This window comes from Streptococcus gallinaceus, from assembly GCF_040545695.1.
GTDB lineage: Bacteria > Bacillota > Bacilli > Lactobacillales > Streptococcaceae > Streptococcus > Streptococcus gallinaceus.
Genome location: NZ_JBEPMK010000001.1, coordinates 196,710 through 213,177, shown reverse-complemented (window position 1 = coordinate 213,177; position 16,468 = coordinate 196,710). Strand labels below are relative to the sequence as shown.

Here is a 16,468-nt window from a genome sequence, read left to right as displayed (position 1 = left end):
CATGAGCCATTTATTAGCCAATGAAAATACCAATAAGCCAAAACCTTTTTGGCTTGTTTTTTTCATTATGACGCTCCTTCTCTTTCTAGGAATCTATCTCAGCCTCCGTTTTGGGGCAGTTTCCTATTCGCATCAGCAAGTCATGCAGGTGCTCACACACCCCTTTGCTACGTCAGAAATACAGAATATCATCCTAGACTTGCGACTCCCTCGCTTAACAGGGGCTATTCTGGTTGGAGCTGCTTTTGCAGTTGCAGGGGCCATTATGCAAGGGGTTACACGCAATTCAATTGCCGACCCTGGTTTGCTGGGAATCAATGCCGGTGCAGGATTGGCTCTGGCAGTAGGCTATAGCTTATTTTCACATCTGCATTATTCACAGATTTTACTATTTTGCCTCATGGGCTCCTTTCTAGCTGCGGTCCTCGTTTTTGGTCTATCCTATCACCCTCGTGGCTACAATCAAATTCGACTCATCTTAGCTGGGGCTATGGTAGCCACTTTATTACAAGCCATCGGACAAGCCTTAACCATTTATTTCCAGCTGTCAAATGCTCTGATTGGTTGGCAAGCAGGTGGTCTGATCGCTACTAACTGGAAAATGGTTGGTTTCATCGCTCCAGTTATCTTGATTGGTTTACTACTTGCACAGCTATTTTCCCATCAACTAACCATTCTTAGTTTAGACCAAACTATCGCTATGGCTTTAGGACAGAAAACGACAAAAATTACCTTTTTATTTTTAGGAATTGTGCTCTTGCTATCATCAGCAGCTGTTGCCTTAGTAGGGTCGATTGCCTTTGTTGGCTTGATTATCCCTCATGTCATTCGGTCATTGACAAGTAAAGATTACCAGAAAATCCTTCCTCTTTCTGCACTAGCAGGTGCTTGTTTCTTCCTCTATGTCGACCTACTAGCTCGGTCAATTCGTCCACCGTACGAAACGCCACTCAACGCGATTATCAGCTTAATTGGACTACCTTGCTTTATTTGGTTAATTAGAAAGGGGAAACAATTATGATGAAAGGTAAAAACTTATGGCTATACTTTCTTGGCGCCATCATCTTAACCGCTCTTCTCTTTATTCTCTCTCTATCTCTAGGTTATAGTCGCTTGGGCATTAAAGATGTGCTAGACGTTCTTTTGGGGCAAGCACCTTCTTCTACCGTACTAATCATCGGTACCATTCGCTTGCCGCGTATTATCGTATGTGTCCTTGCTGGTGCATCTCTAGCTCTTAGTGGACAATTACTACAAACTCTAACCCGAAATCCACTAGCTGATTCTGGTATTTTAGGAATCAATGCTGGTGCTGGTATGGTGGTTGCCTTGATTATTTCCTTTACAGATTTATTGCAATCTAATACACTTGCCTTTATGCCACTCTTGGCGGTACTAGGTGGTGGTTTGACTATTCTTTTTGTCTACTTAGTTTCCTACAAAAGGCATGAAGGAATTAGCCCTAATCGACTGATTTTAGCTGGTATTGGTGTTTCTACTATGCTCTCTAGTACTATGGTAGCAATTGTTGGAAATATCGATCGCTATAAGGTCGAGTATATGGCAAACTGGTTAGCAGGACGCATCACTGGCGACAATTGGCAAACTATTGCAATTCTTTTCCCTATTCTGGTTTTACTATGGATAGCAACCTACAGTCTCAGTGCAAAACTAAATATCCTAAATCTCAATGACCAAGCTGCCCAGGGATTGGGTATTAATTTACCAAGAGAACGATTTACCATTTTGTTTTTATCAACCTGTCTAGCGGCTCTCAGTGTAATTCTCGTTGGAAATATCACTTTTGTGGGTCTAGTATCGGGACACATTACGCGTAAGTTAGTGGGAAGCAATCACCGTATTTCCTTACCATTTTCTATGCTGATAGGTATCGTACTTCTCCTCGTTTCAGACACCATCGGTCGTGTCTTTCTGGTCGGTACAGGCATTCCTACAGGAATCATCGTCTCCATCATCGGAGCACCTTACTTCCTTTATCTTATGAAACAAACAAAATGAACCTAGGACATTGCTCCAGGTTCATTTTTTCGTGAAATATTTTTTTAAGTACTGCAATTCTTCTTCATCTAGGTTGCGATAGTGTCCTAAAGGCAAATCTCCTAGGTCAAACTCGCCAAAGCGGATTCGTTTGAGATAGGTCACCTTGACACCGTAAGCTAAAAACATCTTTTTCACTTGGTGAAATTTTCCTTCCGCAATCCGAATATGAGCGCAGCTTTTTTCCCTACCAGACGAAAGGATCTCCAGCTGAGCAGGCTTGCACTTGGTCCCGTCCAAAAACTCCACACCTGCTAAGAAAAATGTAAGAGCATCATCATCTAGAGGACCATTGACCTCCACATAATAGGTCTTTTCGATATGGTACTGAGGATGAAGTAACCGAAAACCCAGCGGTCCATTATTGGTCAACAAGACCAAACCTTCCGTATCCCGATCCAGTCGCCCAATGGGATAAATCCCCTCTACCCGATTTTCAAGCGCTAGCATATCCACCACCGTCTGGTGCTCCTTGTCTGTCACGGCCGTCACAACACCTGCCGGCTTGTGTAGCAAAAAATACTTGCTCCCATAGCCCCCAACAGGTCGCCCCGCCACTCGGATATCCTGCAAATCCGTATCCACAATCTGATCAATGGCCGTAACAATCTCCCCATCAATCCGAACTTGCCGACTATGCAATAATTTCTTGACTTGATTTCGCGAACCAAAGCCCACCAGTCCTAATAACTTATCTAATCGCATAGAACTAGTATACCAAAAAAAAGAGTGGAACAAAAATCGTGATTTCGCAGAAATCAATTTTGTCGTCCCACCTCCGCACAGTTGGCTAGATTGGTCGAAATTGCTTGCACAGCAAGGAATAAGAGCATTCAGTCAACCACTGCGTCAAACTGTTAAAATTACAAAAAATCAAGAACCTAGGACTGAGTCCCAGGTCCATCATCTAGGAGACTTATAATTTAGCTGCTGCCGCTTGGTCGACAATCACAACCACGTCAGCATGTTTTTGCAGAATAGAAGCTGGAAGTTCTTCGGTTACTGGGCCGTTGACCATGCCATAAACGGCATCTGCCTTTTCTGCACCATAAGCCATCAGTACAATCGTTTTTGATGCCATGATGTTGGCAATTCCCATTGAATAGGCTTGTTTAGGAACTTGATTTTCATCTTGGAAAAAGCGTGCGTTGGCTGCAATGGTAGACGGTGTCAAATCAACCACACGTGTCACACCTTCAAATGAAGCCCCAGGTTCATTGAAACCAATATGACCGTTGCGTCCAATACCTAGAATTTGGAAATCAATTGGATTTTCAGCCAGGATTTGATTGTAGCGAAGTGCTTCTTCTGCTGGATTTTCAGCCAATCCATTTGGCAAATAGCTGACTTTGAGAGGTTTTTCTGCAAAGAGATTTTCCTTCATAAAGTAAGCATAGGACTGTTCATCATCCGCTGATAAGCCGACATATTCATCCAAGTTCACTGATACCAATGAGGATAGGTCGACATCGCTAGCAACGATTTCTTTGTAAAATTCAATCGGTGTCGAACCTGTTGCCAATCCTAGTACCTTGGCACCTTGGTCTAATTTTTCTTTCAATAATTCAAAAGCAACTTTTCCGCCTTCAACTTGGTCTTTTACTGTGATGACTTTCATGGGTCTCTCCTTTGCTTGTTTGGTATATACCAATTGTCTGATTTCATTATACGGTATATACCAATTTTTGTCAAGCAAAATCTTTTTTATGGTATAATGTTTTTATGACTACACAATTATTGATTATCTTTTTATGGGGCGCAGCACTTTGTCTGGCCGCCTATTTTTTGAGACAATACAAGACTTGGAGAAATGCCCTAGCCATTCTAGGTAGCTTTCTGATGATTGCTCCGCTTGCGCTGATTCTCTACTTTTTATTGATTATTTTTGCTTAAGGAGACTTATGAATACTGCTGATTTTGATTTTTATTTGCCTGAAGAGTTGATTGCTCAAACTCCTTTGGAACAACGAGACAGTTCGAAGTTATTGGTCATTGACCGCGAAACTCATGACATGACCGACACACATTTTGACCATATTTTAGATGAGTTACACGCTGGTGATGCGCTGGTCATGAATAATACACGTGTTCTCCCTGCTCGTCTCTACGGTGAAAAACCAGATACACATGGCCACGTCGAATTTCTTCTTTTGAAAGACAAGGGAGGTAATCAGTGGGAAGTTTTAGCCAAGCCTGCCAAACGCCTAAAAGTAGGAACCAAGGTCTCTTTCGGAGATGGTCGCCTCACTGCCACTATCGTCGAGGAATTAGAACATGGTGGCCGCATCGTCGAATTTCACTATGAAGGTATCTTCCTAGAAGTGCTGGAAAGTTTGGGAGAAATGCCGCTTCCGCCATATATCCACGAAAAATTGGAAGACAAGGAACGCTACCAGACAGTCTATGCCAAAGAAAATGGCTCTGCTGCTGCACCGACTGCCGGCTTGCATTTCACAAAAGAATTACTGAAAAAAATTGAAGCCAAGGGTGTCAAACTAGTCTACTTGACACTCCATGTCGGGCTAGGAACTTTCCGTCCTGTCTCTGTGGATAAACTCGATGAACACGAAATGCACTCTGAATTTTACAATCTTAGTCAAGAGGCTGCAGATACTTTGAATCAAGTCAAGGCCAATGGTGGTCGTGTAATCGCTGTCGGTACGACTTCAATCCGCACTATTGAAACCATTGGAAATAAATTTGACGGACAATTGCAGGCTGACTCCGGTTGGACCAATATCTTCATCAAACCAGGCTATCAATTCAAGGTCGTGGATGCTTTTTCAACCAATTTCCATCTTCCAAAATCAACCCTTGTCATGCTAGTATCTGCATTTGCCGGGCGTGAATTTGTCCTAGATGCCTACAAACACGCTGTCGAAGAACACTATCGCTTCTTTAGCTTTGGTGATGCCATGTTCGTCAAATAGGAGATTTTCTATGAATAAAATTGAAAGCCGCCATCAGGTCATTCGCTCCTTGGTATCGGAAAAGAAAATTCATACCCAACAAGAGTTACAAGATTTGCTCGAGTTAAACGGTATCTCTGTGACCCAATCCACCCTATCACGCGATATCAAACTTCTCAATCTTGTCAAAATCAACGAAGACGATACTTCCTATTATGTCATTAACAGCATTGCTCCCGCTCGTTGGGAAAAACGTCTGCGTTTTTACATGGAAGACGCCCTAGTCATGCTCCGTCCAGTCCAACACCAGGTTGTCCTCAAGACCTTGCCCGGTCTTGCCCAATCCTTTGGCTCCATCTTAGATGCCATGGAATTGACAGAGGTTGTCGCAACCGTTTGTGGAGATGACGTGTGTTTGATTGTCTGCGAGGACAATGACACTGCCCAAGCCTGCTTTGAAAAATTAAAAGAATACACACCTCCATTCTTTTTTAGCAATCGATAATATGTGAAAAGACCCTAGGTAAAGCCTAGGGCCTTTTCAAGAGAAAGAAGGAGCTGGATTATAATGGATTTCCTGCTAGGCGATAAATGGCTTCTGCATAGATATCCATAGCTCGATACAAGTCTTCTAGTGGGGCATGTTCATTTTCTTGATGCTCAGTCTGTGGTGTCGTTGGGAAACAGGCCCCGAAGGCGACACAGTTTGACATGGTTCGTGCAAATGTTGCTCCACCGGATGATTGAGCAGGGGTCATATCTCCTGTTTTTTCTTGGTAAACAGCCATCAGCGTAGAGACCAAGGGGCTATCTAGCGGAACATAAAGCGATGGCAGATAGTCAAATTCCTCGTAGGTCAGCTGGAAGTCCGTCGCTTTTTCAGACAATGTCCGAACCAAGGATTCCTTGTCTGCCAAAACAGGAATTCGGATATCCAGTCGGATCTCGGAATAGTCTTCTGTCAAACTAAGACCTGCAATATTAAAGCTGAGTTTTCCAGACGGTTGGTCTTCAACCAAGCCGAATAAACTAGCTCCTGTCGCATCTTCTCCAACTGCTTCTGCTATAAACCGAATCGCCGGATGATCTGTCACTGGAAGAAGAGCCTTGGCTAGGCGAACGATCGCATTCACCCCTTCAGCTGCATCCTTGGAATGTTTGGCCAGACCCAAAACAGTCACCGAGTCGGCTGTTTTTTCATAGTCAAAGCCAAGCTTATCCAATTCGGCTAGGACAGTATCTAACCACGGACCGCTGTAACTAGCCTTGGCTGGTACGACATTGTAGGTTTGACCAGCTTCTAAGCTAAGATCTTTGGCTTCTGGACCTCGTAATGTCGCTTGAAGTAAGCCTTTTTCGGCATAGGTCAGTGGGAATGATGAATCTGGTGCGAAGCCCATTGTGGCAGCTTCTTCCAGTTCATTGTAACGATGGAGGCAACGCCAGAGCGTTTCTTCATCTGTGCCAAATATAAAGCGAATGCGTTTATGGAAGATAACTCCTGCTTCGACCAAGGCTTTGACTGCATAGAGAGCCAGCATGGTTGGACCCTTGTCATCTTGCACACCACGGCCGTAAAGTTTGCCATCTCGAACGTCTGCTTCAAAAGGAGGAGAAACCCATTTCTCCAAATCCCCTGCAGGAACAACATCCAAATGGCAGAGAATCGCAAGTGTCTCCTCACCCTCTCCCAAGTCTGCATAGCCATAATAGCCTTGCGGATCAAGGTAGGTCTTGTAGCCCAGCCCCCTTGTCAACTCCAAGGTGTGTTCCAAGGCGTCTTGAATAGCTTGACCAAAGGGAGTACCATTTTCTCCTTCATGACAGACAGATGGAATGGCAACAATGTCTTTGATTGCTGCAAGCACCTCTGCCCGATGACTTTCTGTAATAAATGTCTTCATAGAACTCCTTTCTTCTTTTCATTATAAAACGTTTAGAAGAAGGTTGCAATGACCAAGATAGCGATACTTGCAAGGAAAACAAGCACAATCAACTTAGCAATGTATTTCCACCATGTACCAATTTCAATACGTCCGAGGGCAAGTGCTCCCATTACGATACCAGAAGTTGGTGTCACTAGATTGAGCAAACCTGAAGCTGATTGGAAGGCTGTGACAACCAAATGAGCTGGAACTTTTGCAAATTCGCCCAAAGGGGCCATAATACCCATGGTCGCTCCTGCTAGACCAGATGTGGATGGAATTAAGAAGGACATTGGCAAGTAGAAAATGTAGGTCAAGACGATGAAGAGTTGTGAAGAGAGACCTTTCAAGCCTTCTTCGCCCCAGTGAAGAATGGTCGCAGTGATGGCACCATCGTTCATAACAACTTGAATACCACGCGCAACAGCACAAATCAAGGCAACGCTGAGCAAGTCTGCTACCCCGTTCATAAACACTTGGATAAAGCGAGATTCTGAAATACCGTAGACAATACCAATCAAAATCGCCATCATGAAGAAAAGCATGGTGATTTCTTGGAAGTACCAAGTTCCCAAGGCAGCTGTTTTCCCAAATACGACACCCAATACAGGAATGTTTTGAAGAGCATCATTCAGACTTGTAAATAAGGTAAAATGTTTGTTCAAATCTGCCCATGGAATCAAGCTAATCACCATGATGATAAAGGTTGCTGCAAAAATCCAGAGCACTCCTTTTTGTTTGCCACTTAGAGTCGCATTGTCTTCGGTTCTTAATTTGAAATAAGCAAGGTCTTCGTCTCGTTTTGCAAAAACATAGGATTTTTCAGGATTGTGCTCAATTTTCCCTGCATAGCGGTAAACATACATAACTGAGATACCGTACATGACAACGAAAAATACCAAGCGCCAAATAATCCCATCAGCAAGTCCGATTCCGGCAGCATCTGACGCTACCCCCGTCGCAAATGGATTGACCGTTGAGGCCAAGCAACCAATTTGTGAACCAATCAAGACAATAGACACCGCAGTTATGGTATCAAATCCAACGGCTAACATAACAGGGATAATCAGAGGATAGAAAGCCATTGTTTCTTCACCCATGCCGTATGTGGAACCACCGAGGGCAAACAAGAGCATGAGAACAGGAATCAACATCTTTTCGCGGCCTTTGTATTTTTTAACAACCGCCGCAATCCCTGTATCTAAAGCACCCGTTTCTGTAACGACACCGAGAAAACCACCAACCATCAGGATAAAGAAAGAAACTTCAATTGCCCCTGATGTCTTGCTGGTCCCAATCATCCCACGGACTGGCGCCATAAAAATGTCATAGAGTCCTTGCTTGCTTGAAGCAATGCGTTGATAAGTTCCAGCAATCAAATTTCCAGCGTCATCCGTCTTGTACTGGCCTGCTGGAATCAGCCAAGTCATGACAGCCATAATGGCGATGATGATGAACAAAACAGTGAAAGATGAAGGCATCCTAAAGCCTTTTTTCTCTTTTTGAGCCATGTCATTAACCTCCTAAATAATATATGCGTGTCCAGATCGGACTTTTCACCGATTGATTTGTAGCTTGTGCTCTTCCGACAGAAAGCACTTGATGTTTTTGTAACCGTTTACAAAAACTCTTGTCCTAAAGGGAGCTCCGAGTTGATTTCCAGCTCCCTTTTCAATCTACCCTTTTGAAATAATCGTGCCGCTTTCTGACTCAATCAAGGCACCGAGATTTTCAAGCGATGTGATAACGGCTTGTGATTCAGGCTTGTGATTGACAAAAGCCATGGCAGCTTGAATTTTTGGTAGCATTGAGCCTGGTGCAAATTGGTTTTGTCCAATGTATTCTTCCAATTCAGCTACCGTTACCCGTTCCAATTTCTCTTGGTTTGGTTTGTTAAAGTTGACAAAGACATAATCCACACCGGTCAAGACGATAAAGAGATCTGCATCCACCAATTCAGCCAAGCATTGGGAAGCAAAGTCCTTATCAATAACGGCTTCAACGCCTGTCAAGGTCCCATCAGCCTCTTTAACGACTGGGATACCGCCACCGCCAGCCGCAACCACCACTTCGCCCGCATTCAACAGTGTGCGAATGGTTGTGATTTCTTTGATACCAATTGGTTTAGGTGAGGCAACAACCTTGCGCCAGCCACGACCAGCATCTTCTTTGAAAGTGGCTCCCGTCTTTTCAGCTTCAGCTTTTGCCTCTGCTTCTGTGTAGAATGGGCCGATTGGTTTGGTCAAATTTTCAAAAGCTGGGTCATCCTTGTCCACAACCACCTGTGTCACAAGAGAGACCACTTCTTTTTCAATCCCTTCCTTGGCCAATTCGTTTTCGAGAGCATTTTGTAGCCAAAATCCGATAGAGCCCTCTGTCATGGCAACAAGTGAATCCAATGGAAAGGCAGGATTTTTAATGGAATCCGCCGCCAAATTTTGCAGTAATAAGTTACCAACTTGCGGTCCATTTCCATGGGTGATGATGAGCTCATCTCCATTTTTTATCAGTTTCACCAGGTGCTTGGCTGTTTGAACCAAGGCTTCTTTTTGAGCTTTTGCTGATGGGTCTGAGGAGAGGATTGCATTCCCTCCCAAGGCCACTACGATTTTACGATTTGTCATAGCTTCTCCTTTTTCTCTGATAATAGAATAGTGGATTTCTTTCGTTTTCAAACGAGGCTTGTAAAATCAAAGAAACTCACTATCATCTCATATAAAAATAGGAGGACTGGGCTTTTGCCTCAGCCCTCCAGCTGTTTGTCAGACAAGACGTCCAACAGGTGCACTTGTAAACTTATACTTTTGGAATAAAGAGCTCGCCCAATGTAGCTGCCATAACTGCTTTGATGGTGTGCATGCGGTTTTCAGCTTGGTCAAACTGGCGAGCGTATTTGCTGCGGAAGACTTCATCTGTCACTTCCATTTCTTCTACACCAAATTTTTCTGCTACATCTTTGCCATAAACCGTATTGGTATCGTGGAAGGCTGGCAAGCAATGCAAGAAGATGAGATTATCATTTTGAGCTTTCTTAATCAAGTCCATATTCACTTGATAAGGTTTAAGCAAGGCTACGCGTTCTGCAAATTTAGCTTCTTCACCCATTGATACCCAAACGTCTGTGTAGAGGACATCTGCTCCTTTGACAGCTTCATCGGCATCTTCCGTCACGAGAATATGAGCGCCAGATTCTTTTGCAAAACCTTCAGCAAGAGCTACAACATCTTCTGCTGGGAAGAGTTCTTTTGGAGAGAAGATATGAACATTGACACCAAGGATAGCACCAGTTACCAAAAGGCTGTTTGCCACGTTGTTACGACCATCACCGCAATAAACCAATGTCAAACCTTCTAATTTGCCAAAGTTTTCTTTCACAGTCAAGTAGTCAGCCAACATTTGAGTTGGGTGCCATGCATCTGTCAAACCATTCCAAACTGGTACACCTGAAAACTCTGCTAATTCTTCTACCATTTTTTGGCTGAAACCACGGAATTCAATCCCGTCAAACATACGACCAAGAACTTTTGCTGTGTCTTCTGTGGACTCTTTCTTGCCAAGCTGGATATCATTTGCTCCCAAGTATTCTGGATGAGCACCCAGATCAATAGCTGCAGTGGTAAAAGCTGCACGAGTCCGAGTAGAAGTCTTTTCAAACAAGAGCGCAATGTTCTTGCCTTCTAGATAACGGTGGGAAATATGGCGTTTTTTCAAATCTTTCAAGTGCGCTGCAAAGTCAATCAAGTATTCCAACTCTGCACGTGTAAAATCTTTTTCTGCTAAAAAATGTCTGCCTTTAAATACGGATGTTGTCATATGCTTCCTCTTTCTATCTCATTCGTTTTTCTATCAAATATCCTCGCGCTCAAATGGCATGGACATACAACGTGGACCGCCACGGCCTCGTACCAATTCACTTCCTGAAATCTTAATCAAGCGAAGACCTTTGGATTCGAGAATGGCATTTGTGATTGTATTGCGTTTGTAAACCACTACGACACCAGGTGCGATGGTCAATGTATTGGAGCCATCATTCCATTGTTCTCGTCCAGCAGCAACATTGTCACCGCCACCGCAACGAATCAAGTCAACTTTTTCAACTCCGAGATTTGCTGCAAGAAGTTCTGCCAAGTCAACTTTTTCTTCTACGATATGTAATTCTTCATTTTCATAAGTGACAGAGTAGACGCGAAGGTCACCTTCAATTTCTGGGTGAATGGTGAATTTATCATAGTCCACCATAGTGAATACAGTGTCCAAATGCATGAACTTGCGGCTATTTGCAAATTCAAAGGCTAAAACCTTCTTGAAGCCAACTCCCCGTTCGAAGATATTGACCAAGAGTTTTTCAATAGACGCTGCATCTGTCCGTTGAGAAATCCCTACTGCTAGCACGTCTTTTGAAAGCACCAACTCATCTCCACCTTCGATACGAGTTGACTCACTTCTGTCATAGACAAATGGAACTTTGCCTGCATAATCTGGATGATGAGTAAAGATGTACTTACCATAAATGGTTTCGCGATTACGCGTTTCAGAGTACATATGGTTGAGCGAAACAGAGTTGCCAATCGTCGCAAATGGATCACGAGTGAAGTAGAGATTTGGCATTGGGTCGATGGCGAATGGATAATTGGATTCTACCAAGTCTGTCAGACCCTTTTCTTCTGCACAAATTTCTGGTAATTCTGATTTCTTAACACCAGCCATTGTTTTTTCAATCAATTCTTGATTGTCGGTGATATTCATCAAAAGCGCACGAAGGGCTTTTTTCGTTGCCCGGCCACGAATATTGGCTTCTTCTAAGTATTCGTTGATGAAGGCTTCTCGAATTTCTGGAGTGACCAGAGACTCAGCTGCAAGCTGTTCCAAGTAGAGAACTTCCACTCCTTCATCACGAAGGGCTTGAGCAAATGCATCGTGCTCTTTTTGGGCGTCTTCTAAGAATGGAATATCATCGAACAAGAGTCGTTCGAGATAGTCAGGCATCAGATTTTCAATTTCTTTACCCGGACGGTGTAGCATAACTTTTTTCAGTTTTCCGATTTCTGAAAAAACATGAATAGGATTTTGTGACATGTGAATCCCTCCTTTTTACCTGTTGTAAGTTTCCTTACCCTTTGTTGATACTACTATACCACCAAATTTAAAACGCTTACACGAAGTATTTGACAATTTATTTGCCAAATATTGTACATTTTAACACAAATTTTTTCATTTTTATATAAATGACAACGCTTTCTTTGACTATTTTATCGATTTTACTCCTTTTTTGAATAAATATTTTTATTGAAAATAAGAAAAAACCGAAACTCTAGCGAGTCTCGGTCAAATGTTCTAAAAAATAATCCTTATCCAAAAAAGTCAGTTGCTTGTGGGAATAACTAATCCGATTTTCCTGCTTCAGCCGCTTCATGACTTGACTAACAGTCTCCCTAGTGGTCGCAGATAATCGGGAAATTTCTTGGATATGGATGGTAAAGGGGAGCGTATCTAATTGAGCCGGTAGGCAGATGTCCCAGTACATGAGGGCCAGAACTTGCTCCACCCGGTCGCTAGCTCGGGATATCATTGCATTGCGCAAGCGCAGCTCCTCAAAACGCAAAATTTTTGACAGCTTCTTGGCGATAAAGAGCATCTGGCGCGGATTGATTTTCGAAAATTCTTCATAATCATCCATAGGAATCATAAAGTATTCCAAATCTGTCTCCGCTACCGCTGTGTAATGGTAGAGACCATCATTGAACATATCACCAAATGGGAAGGCCTCTCCTTGGCGGATATAGTCCAGATAGGTGTAGGTCCCCGTCTGGTCATACTGCTCTATCCGCGCATAACCTTGAAATAAGACAAATAAGTAATCACGACGATCGCCACCAAAGAAAAATATCTGTCCTTTCGGGATTTTACGAAAGCGAATTTCCTTAGCAATCTGGTCAAAATGCTCAACAGGAAAATGTTGAAAAATGGGATTGTTTCGTAAATAGCGATACTGGTCGTTTGTGATCATTCCGTGCAATATGCCTTCCACTTTCTTTTTTAATATATTATAGCATATTTTAAACCACTTTAAAACGCTTTCTTTTTTCTGTAAAAGGATACAAAAACGTCAAACCCCTACTAGCTATTTCAGATCCGTCTATCATTTTTAACAAAATAAAAACATACTAAGCTTAGTAGTGAAGAAATCTCCGACGGGAGAAATCTTCACTACTTTTTCTTTTTTGATAAAGTAGAGGTGTCTTGTTAAGCCGAAGGGGCTTTAGACGCTAGACGTCGCAATAAAAACTAGCAAGACACCTGTTTTAGTTAAAATCTGGTCACAGTATGTGGGACGTTCAACGTCGAGTATTGAAAATGAGATAGCTAAAACAAGGAATCTGACAAGATAAACGAGGTAATCTTATGCGTACAGTATTTGGAATTGATGTGAGTAAAGTAAGCTCTGAAGTGGCTATTCTGGTCAATAGTGAAAAAGTTCATGGCTATTCGATACCCAATGACGCTATCGGTTTTTCGAGGTTGTTAAAGGACTTGAAATCTGTTCAAAACCCAGAAATCATCTTTGAAGCTACAGGTTCCTATACTCGGTTAAACCCTCTAGAAGCCAAAAAGCAATTAGACAGTTTGCGAGTACGTAAAACAGATAAGATTGATGCAGAAAAATTGGCTGAGTCACAATTTATCTTCAATCGCAAGCCTACTTATCGTCAAAAAGAAGTTTACCAAAATTTGCGTGACCTTAGTCGCTTCTATCAAAATCTGACTGAAGACACCGTCCGTGCTAAGAATCGTCTTCATAAGGTCTTGCAAGTGACTTTCCATGAGCTGGAACAACTGCTATCCACACCAACAGGAGAACAATACTGGAATTTAGTTAAGGCCTTTCCAAATAAGAACTTTGTCTTGGAGTTATCAGAAACGGAATTGACAGACGTTATCCTACAATCCACTACTTAAACGGATTTCTGGAAAACGAGTCTCTTCCTTGGTTGATAAATTAGCGGAACTAGCTAAACAGTCTTATTCAGCTGTACAAAAAAACTCTACAATGGTCGAAGAGGTGAGATACTATGCACAAGAACTGCTTAGACTTACAGAACGGAGACAAATCGTATTGGATGAAATGGTCAGCTTGCTCAGCCATTACCTGAACATGAGATACTACTTTCTATCCCTGGTATCGCATAGACTACAGCTACAAGTATTATTGCGAGTTGGGGGACATTCGTCGGTTTCAGTCTGCCAATCAAATCAACGCTTTTATTGGCATTGACTTAAGGCACTACGAATCTGGAAACTATCTGGCACAAGAACACATTACAAAGCGTGGCAACCCTTATGCCAGAAAGATTTTATTTAAGTGTATCCATAACATCACTTCTGCTAGTCACACAAATCCCTCTCACATCGCTGACTTCTATAAGAAACGAAAAAAACAATCGCAAGTCAGCTCAACCAAGCCACATACGATTGCCTCAATACATCGCCTTATTCGGACAATGTATTACCTCATAACGCATAATAAACTTTATGATTACCGTTTAGCTAAAAATTAGTAAAGATAACTATGCCATACTATTGTAACACCTTATTAAAAAATCACTAAATAAGGTGCTGTCTGTGTGTACACTTTTTTCTGTCAAAATGACCTAAAAAAAGGCAATAGACATCATCATTCTACTGACTTTCTAAAAAATGATTCCAATAAGCGTTGATATACTTGACAAATGGTAGAAAAACACCCCCAAAATTAGAGAAGTTCTCTAACCCTAGAAGTGTTTGGTAAAATCATCCTTGTCCTATTTCACCAGAATCGCTAGCGCTTGGTAAGGTTTCAAGGTCACAGTCTCTGTTACAGTAACGTCAGCATAATTACTGATAAGGACTTGACCATTGACATAGTCAGCTGGCAAGTCAAGAGTGACGTCATCTGCAAAGAAGTTGTTGAGAACAAGAAGTTTTTGACCGTCCAACTGACGTTCAAAAGCGTAAACCTTGTCGCTGTCTGTGTAGGCCGCCTTGTAGTCACCTTCTGCAATCAATGGTATGTCTTTACGGAGTTTGATGAGTTTTTGATAGAAGGTAAAGATTGATCCTGATTGTTCAGAGACCACGTTAATTTCCTTATATGATTTACCGGCTTTGAGCCATGGGATACCCGTGGTAAAGCCAGCATTTTCGCTCGCATCCCATTGCATTGGCGTACGAGAATTATCACGCGATTTGGTTTGGATAATCTTGAAGGCTTCTTCTGGAGTCTTGCCTTCATCCAACATGATTTGGTAGGCATTGAGACTTTCAACATCCACATAGTCAGCCATTGAATCATAGTCTGGGTCAATCATGCCGATTTCTTCACCCATGTAGATATATGGTGTGCCGCGTGACAAATGAATAGAAGCTGCCAACATAGTTGCTCCTTCATTGCGGAAATTTTTGACATCCACAAAACGATTGAGAGCGCGTGGTTGGTCATGGTTATTATAGAAGAGAGCATTCCAACCATCTCCCTCGCTCATGCCTTCTCCCCAAGAATGGAAGAGGTCACGAAGGGCGATGAAATCAAAGTCCATGATAGTCCATTTTTGACCCTCCTTGTAGTCGACTTTAAGATGATGGAAGTTGAAGGCCATTGACAATTCTTCACGCTCTGGTGCCGTGTAGAGAATACAATTTTCAATGGTTGTCGCAGACATTTCACCAACGGTCATAAAGGAATCATCTTGACCGAAGCTGGCATTGTTCATCATTTTAAGGTAGTCATGGGTGATTGGACGGTCAGTGTAGGCTGGTTTACCATCATTGATTGGGCAATCTTCCAAAACTTCATCTTTCCCAATCAAGTTGATAACGTCGAAGCGGAAGCCTTTGACACCCTTGTCACGCCAGAAATTAACCACCTTAAAAAGTTCTTCACGGACATGAGGGTTGCGCCAATTGAGGTCTGCTTGAGTCACGTCAAAGAGGTGGAGGTAGTATTTGCCTGTATCGCCAAACGGTGCCCAGGCATTGCCACCGAATTTTGAAACCCAGTCGGTTGGCTCATCACGAAGGATGAAGAAGTCTTGATAGAACTTGTCACCAGCAAGGGCTTTTTGGAACCATTCATGCTCTGTTGAACAGTGGTTGAGTACCATATCCAACATGAAGTCAATATTGTGCTTACGACCAACCGCAATCATTTCTTCAAAATCAGCCATGGTGCCGAAGTCTGGATTGACAGCCGTGTAATCGGCGACATCATAACCATTGTCACGTTGTGGACTTGGGTAAAATGGGTTGAGCCAAATCATATCAATGCCCAACTCTTCAAGGTAAGGCAGTTTTTCAATGATACCACGAAGGTCTCCAATACCATTGCCAGTTGTGTCCTTGTAAGATTTTGGATAAATTTGATAGACAACTTTACGTTTATCGATTGCCATGGGTGTCTCCTTTTTCTTTTTTCATACTCATTAAAATTTAAAAACTGATTTTTGATATTTTCTAACGTAGCAGGTTTATCAATGGTTAAAATCACTGATAAACTACGGTAATCGCTATGGCAACTTACCTAGCTACCTTACTAATTCCATT

Annotated in this window: 14 protein-coding genes and 1 pseudogene; 6 read left to right on the top strand and 9 right to left on the bottom strand. The window is 42.5% G+C overall.

All coding sequences use genetic code 11. The features are described 5' to 3' along the window. Nucleotide 1 precedes the first annotated feature (1 nt). Nucleotides 2-1,021: a FecCD family ABC transporter permease gene (locus ABID27_RS01120; protein WP_354279641.1), complete on the top strand. Its 1,020-nt coding sequence runs from the start codon at nt 2-4 to the stop codon at nt 1,019-1,021. Continuing rightward, nucleotides 1,018-2,019 carry a FecCD family ABC transporter permease gene (locus ABID27_RS01115; RefSeq protein ID WP_253362679.1) on the top strand — a complete coding sequence of 334 codons (1,002 nt, stop codon included), beginning with the start codon at nt 1,018-1,020 and terminating at the stop codon, nt 2,017-2,019. Before ABID27_RS01120 ends, ABID27_RS01115 begins: the two co-directional genes overlap by 4 nt. Nucleotides 2,020-2,040: 21 nt before the next feature. On the opposite strand, the gene ABID27_RS01110 is transcribed toward ABID27_RS01115, so the two are convergent. Both ABID27_RS01110 and ABID27_RS01105 read right to left on the bottom strand, forming a co-directional pair. After that, the gene (locus tag ABID27_RS01110; protein WP_354279639.1) at nt 2,041-2,763 is read right to left on the bottom strand and encodes a pseudouridine synthase; all 723 of its coding nucleotides are present in this window, start codon (nt 2,761-2,763) and stop codon (nt 2,041-2,043) included. Nucleotides 2,764-2,974: 211 nt separating this feature from the next. After that, nucleotides 2,975-3,676: a glucosamine-6-phosphate deaminase gene (locus ABID27_RS01105; protein WP_354279637.1), complete on the bottom strand. Its 702-nt coding sequence runs from the start codon at nt 3,674-3,676 to the stop codon at nt 2,975-2,977. A 104-nt stretch (nt 3,677-3,780) separates the two neighbouring features. Here ABID27_RS01105 and ABID27_RS01100 point away from each other — a divergent pair, with 104 nt between their 5' ends. From ABID27_RS01100 to ABID27_RS01090, 3 genes are read left to right on the top strand one after another with little or no spacing between them, the layout of a single operon-like run. Next, complete coding sequence (locus ABID27_RS01100; protein WP_253362673.1) at nt 3,781-3,951, top strand: hypothetical protein; 171 nt, start codon at nt 3,781-3,783, stop codon at nt 3,949-3,951. Nucleotides 3,952-3,959: 8 nt separating this feature from the next. After that, entirely contained in the window at nt 3,960-4,988 is a 1,029-nt protein-coding gene (gene queA / locus ABID27_RS01095) for a tRNA preQ1(34) S-adenosylmethionine ribosyltransferase-isomerase QueA (protein ID WP_354279635.1), read from the top strand. 10 nt (nt 4,989-4,998) lie between these two features. Beyond that, nucleotides 4,999-5,472: an arginine repressor gene (locus ABID27_RS01090; RefSeq protein ID WP_253362669.1), complete on the top strand. Its 474-nt coding sequence runs from the start codon at nt 4,999-5,001 to the stop codon at nt 5,470-5,472. Nucleotides 5,473-5,530: 58 nt separating this feature from the next. Here ABID27_RS01090 and ABID27_RS01085 read toward each other — a convergent pair whose 3' ends face one another. The 6 genes from ABID27_RS01085 to ABID27_RS01060 all read right to left on the bottom strand — a co-directional run bounded on the left by ABID27_RS01085 (nt 5,531) and on the right by ABID27_RS01060 (nt 12,899). After that, nucleotides 5,531-6,871, bottom strand: a complete 1,341-nt coding sequence (locus ABID27_RS01085; RefSeq protein WP_354279632.1) for a dipeptidase — start codon at nt 6,869-6,871, stop codon at nt 5,531-5,533. 32 nt (nt 6,872-6,903) lie between these two features. Beyond that, nucleotides 6,904-8,403, bottom strand: a complete 1,500-nt coding sequence (locus ABID27_RS01080; protein ID WP_354279630.1) for a YfcC family protein — start codon at nt 8,401-8,403, stop codon at nt 6,904-6,906. Nucleotides 8,404-8,568: 165 nt separating this feature from the next. Further along, nucleotides 8,569-9,516: a carbamate kinase gene (gene arcC / locus ABID27_RS01075; protein WP_253362663.1), complete on the bottom strand. Its 948-nt coding sequence runs from the start codon at nt 9,514-9,516 to the stop codon at nt 8,569-8,571. A gap of 172 nt (nt 9,517-9,688) precedes the next feature. Further along, a complete protein-coding gene (gene argF, locus ABID27_RS01070) occupies nt 9,689-10,705 on the bottom strand; it encodes an ornithine carbamoyltransferase (RefSeq protein WP_253362661.1) in 1,017 nt (338 codons plus the stop codon). Nucleotides 10,706-10,738: 33 nt separating this feature from the next. Then, the gene (gene arcA, locus ABID27_RS01065; RefSeq protein ID WP_253362659.1) at nt 10,739-11,968 is read right to left on the bottom strand and encodes an arginine deiminase; all 1,230 of its coding nucleotides are present in this window, start codon (nt 11,966-11,968) and stop codon (nt 10,739-10,741) included. Nucleotides 11,969-12,203: 235 nt separating this feature from the next. Further along, the gene (locus ABID27_RS01060; RefSeq protein WP_354279941.1) at nt 12,204-12,899 is read right to left on the bottom strand and encodes a Crp/Fnr family transcriptional regulator; all 696 of its coding nucleotides are present in this window, start codon (nt 12,897-12,899) and stop codon (nt 12,204-12,206) included. Nucleotides 12,900-13,294: 395 nt separating this feature from the next. On the opposite strand from ABID27_RS01060, the pseudogene ABID27_RS01055 reads away from it, so the two are divergent. Beyond that, a pseudogene (locus ABID27_RS01055) lies at nt 13,295-14,448 on the top strand (IS110 family RNA-guided transposase). A gap of 243 nt (nt 14,449-14,691) precedes the next feature. Here the strand turns inward: ABID27_RS01055 and treC are convergent. Beyond that, nucleotides 14,692-16,317 carry an alpha,alpha-phosphotrehalase gene (treC, locus tag ABID27_RS01050; protein WP_354279627.1) on the bottom strand — a complete coding sequence of 542 codons (1,626 nt, stop codon included), beginning with the start codon at nt 16,315-16,317 and terminating at the stop codon, nt 14,692-14,694. Between the last annotated feature and the right edge of the window lie 151 nt (nt 16,318-16,468).

Coding starts and splice junctions, on each gene's coding strand:
- ABID27_RS01105 (WP_354279637.1), bottom strand. CDS start 3,676: ATGAAAGTCATCACAGTAAAAGACCAAGTTGAAGGCGGAAAAGTTGCT.
- ABID27_RS01110 (WP_354279639.1), bottom strand. CDS start 2,763: ATGCGATTAGATAAGTTATTAGGACTGGTGGGCTTTGGTTCGCGAAAT.
- argF (WP_253362661.1), bottom strand. CDS start 10,705: ATGACAACATCCGTATTTAAAGGCAGACATTTTTTAGCAGAAAAAGAT.
- arcC (WP_253362663.1), bottom strand. CDS start 9,516: ATGACAAATCGTAAAATCGTAGTGGCCTTGGGAGGGAATGCAATCCTC.
- queA (WP_354279635.1), top strand. CDS start 3,960: ATGAATACTGCTGATTTTGATTTTTATTTGCCTGAAGAGTTGATTGCT.
- ABID27_RS01115 (WP_253362679.1), top strand. CDS start 1,018: ATGATGAAAGGTAAAAACTTATGGCTATACTTTCTTGGCGCCATCATC.
- ABID27_RS01100 (WP_253362673.1), top strand. CDS start 3,781: ATGACTACACAATTATTGATTATCTTTTTATGGGGCGCAGCACTTTGT.
- ABID27_RS01090 (WP_253362669.1), top strand. CDS start 4,999: ATGAATAAAATTGAAAGCCGCCATCAGGTCATTCGCTCCTTGGTATCG.
- ABID27_RS01085 (WP_354279632.1), bottom strand. CDS start 6,871: ATGAAGACATTTATTACAGAAAGTCATCGGGCAGAGGTGCTTGCAGCA.
- ABID27_RS01080 (WP_354279630.1), bottom strand. CDS start 8,403: ATGGCTCAAAAAGAGAAAAAAGGCTTTAGGATGCCTTCATCTTTCACT.
- ABID27_RS01120 (WP_354279641.1), top strand. CDS start 2: ATGAGCCATTTATTAGCCAATGAAAATACCAATAAGCCAAAACCTTTT.
- treC (WP_354279627.1), bottom strand. CDS start 16,317: ATGGCAATCGATAAACGTAAAGTTGTCTATCAAATTTATCCAAAATCT.
- arcA (WP_253362659.1), bottom strand. CDS start 11,968: ATGTCACAAAATCCTATTCATGTTTTTTCAGAAATCGGAAAACTGAAA.
- ABID27_RS01060 (WP_354279941.1), bottom strand. CDS start 12,899: ATGATCACAAACGACCAGTATCGCTATTTACGAAACAATCCCATTTTT.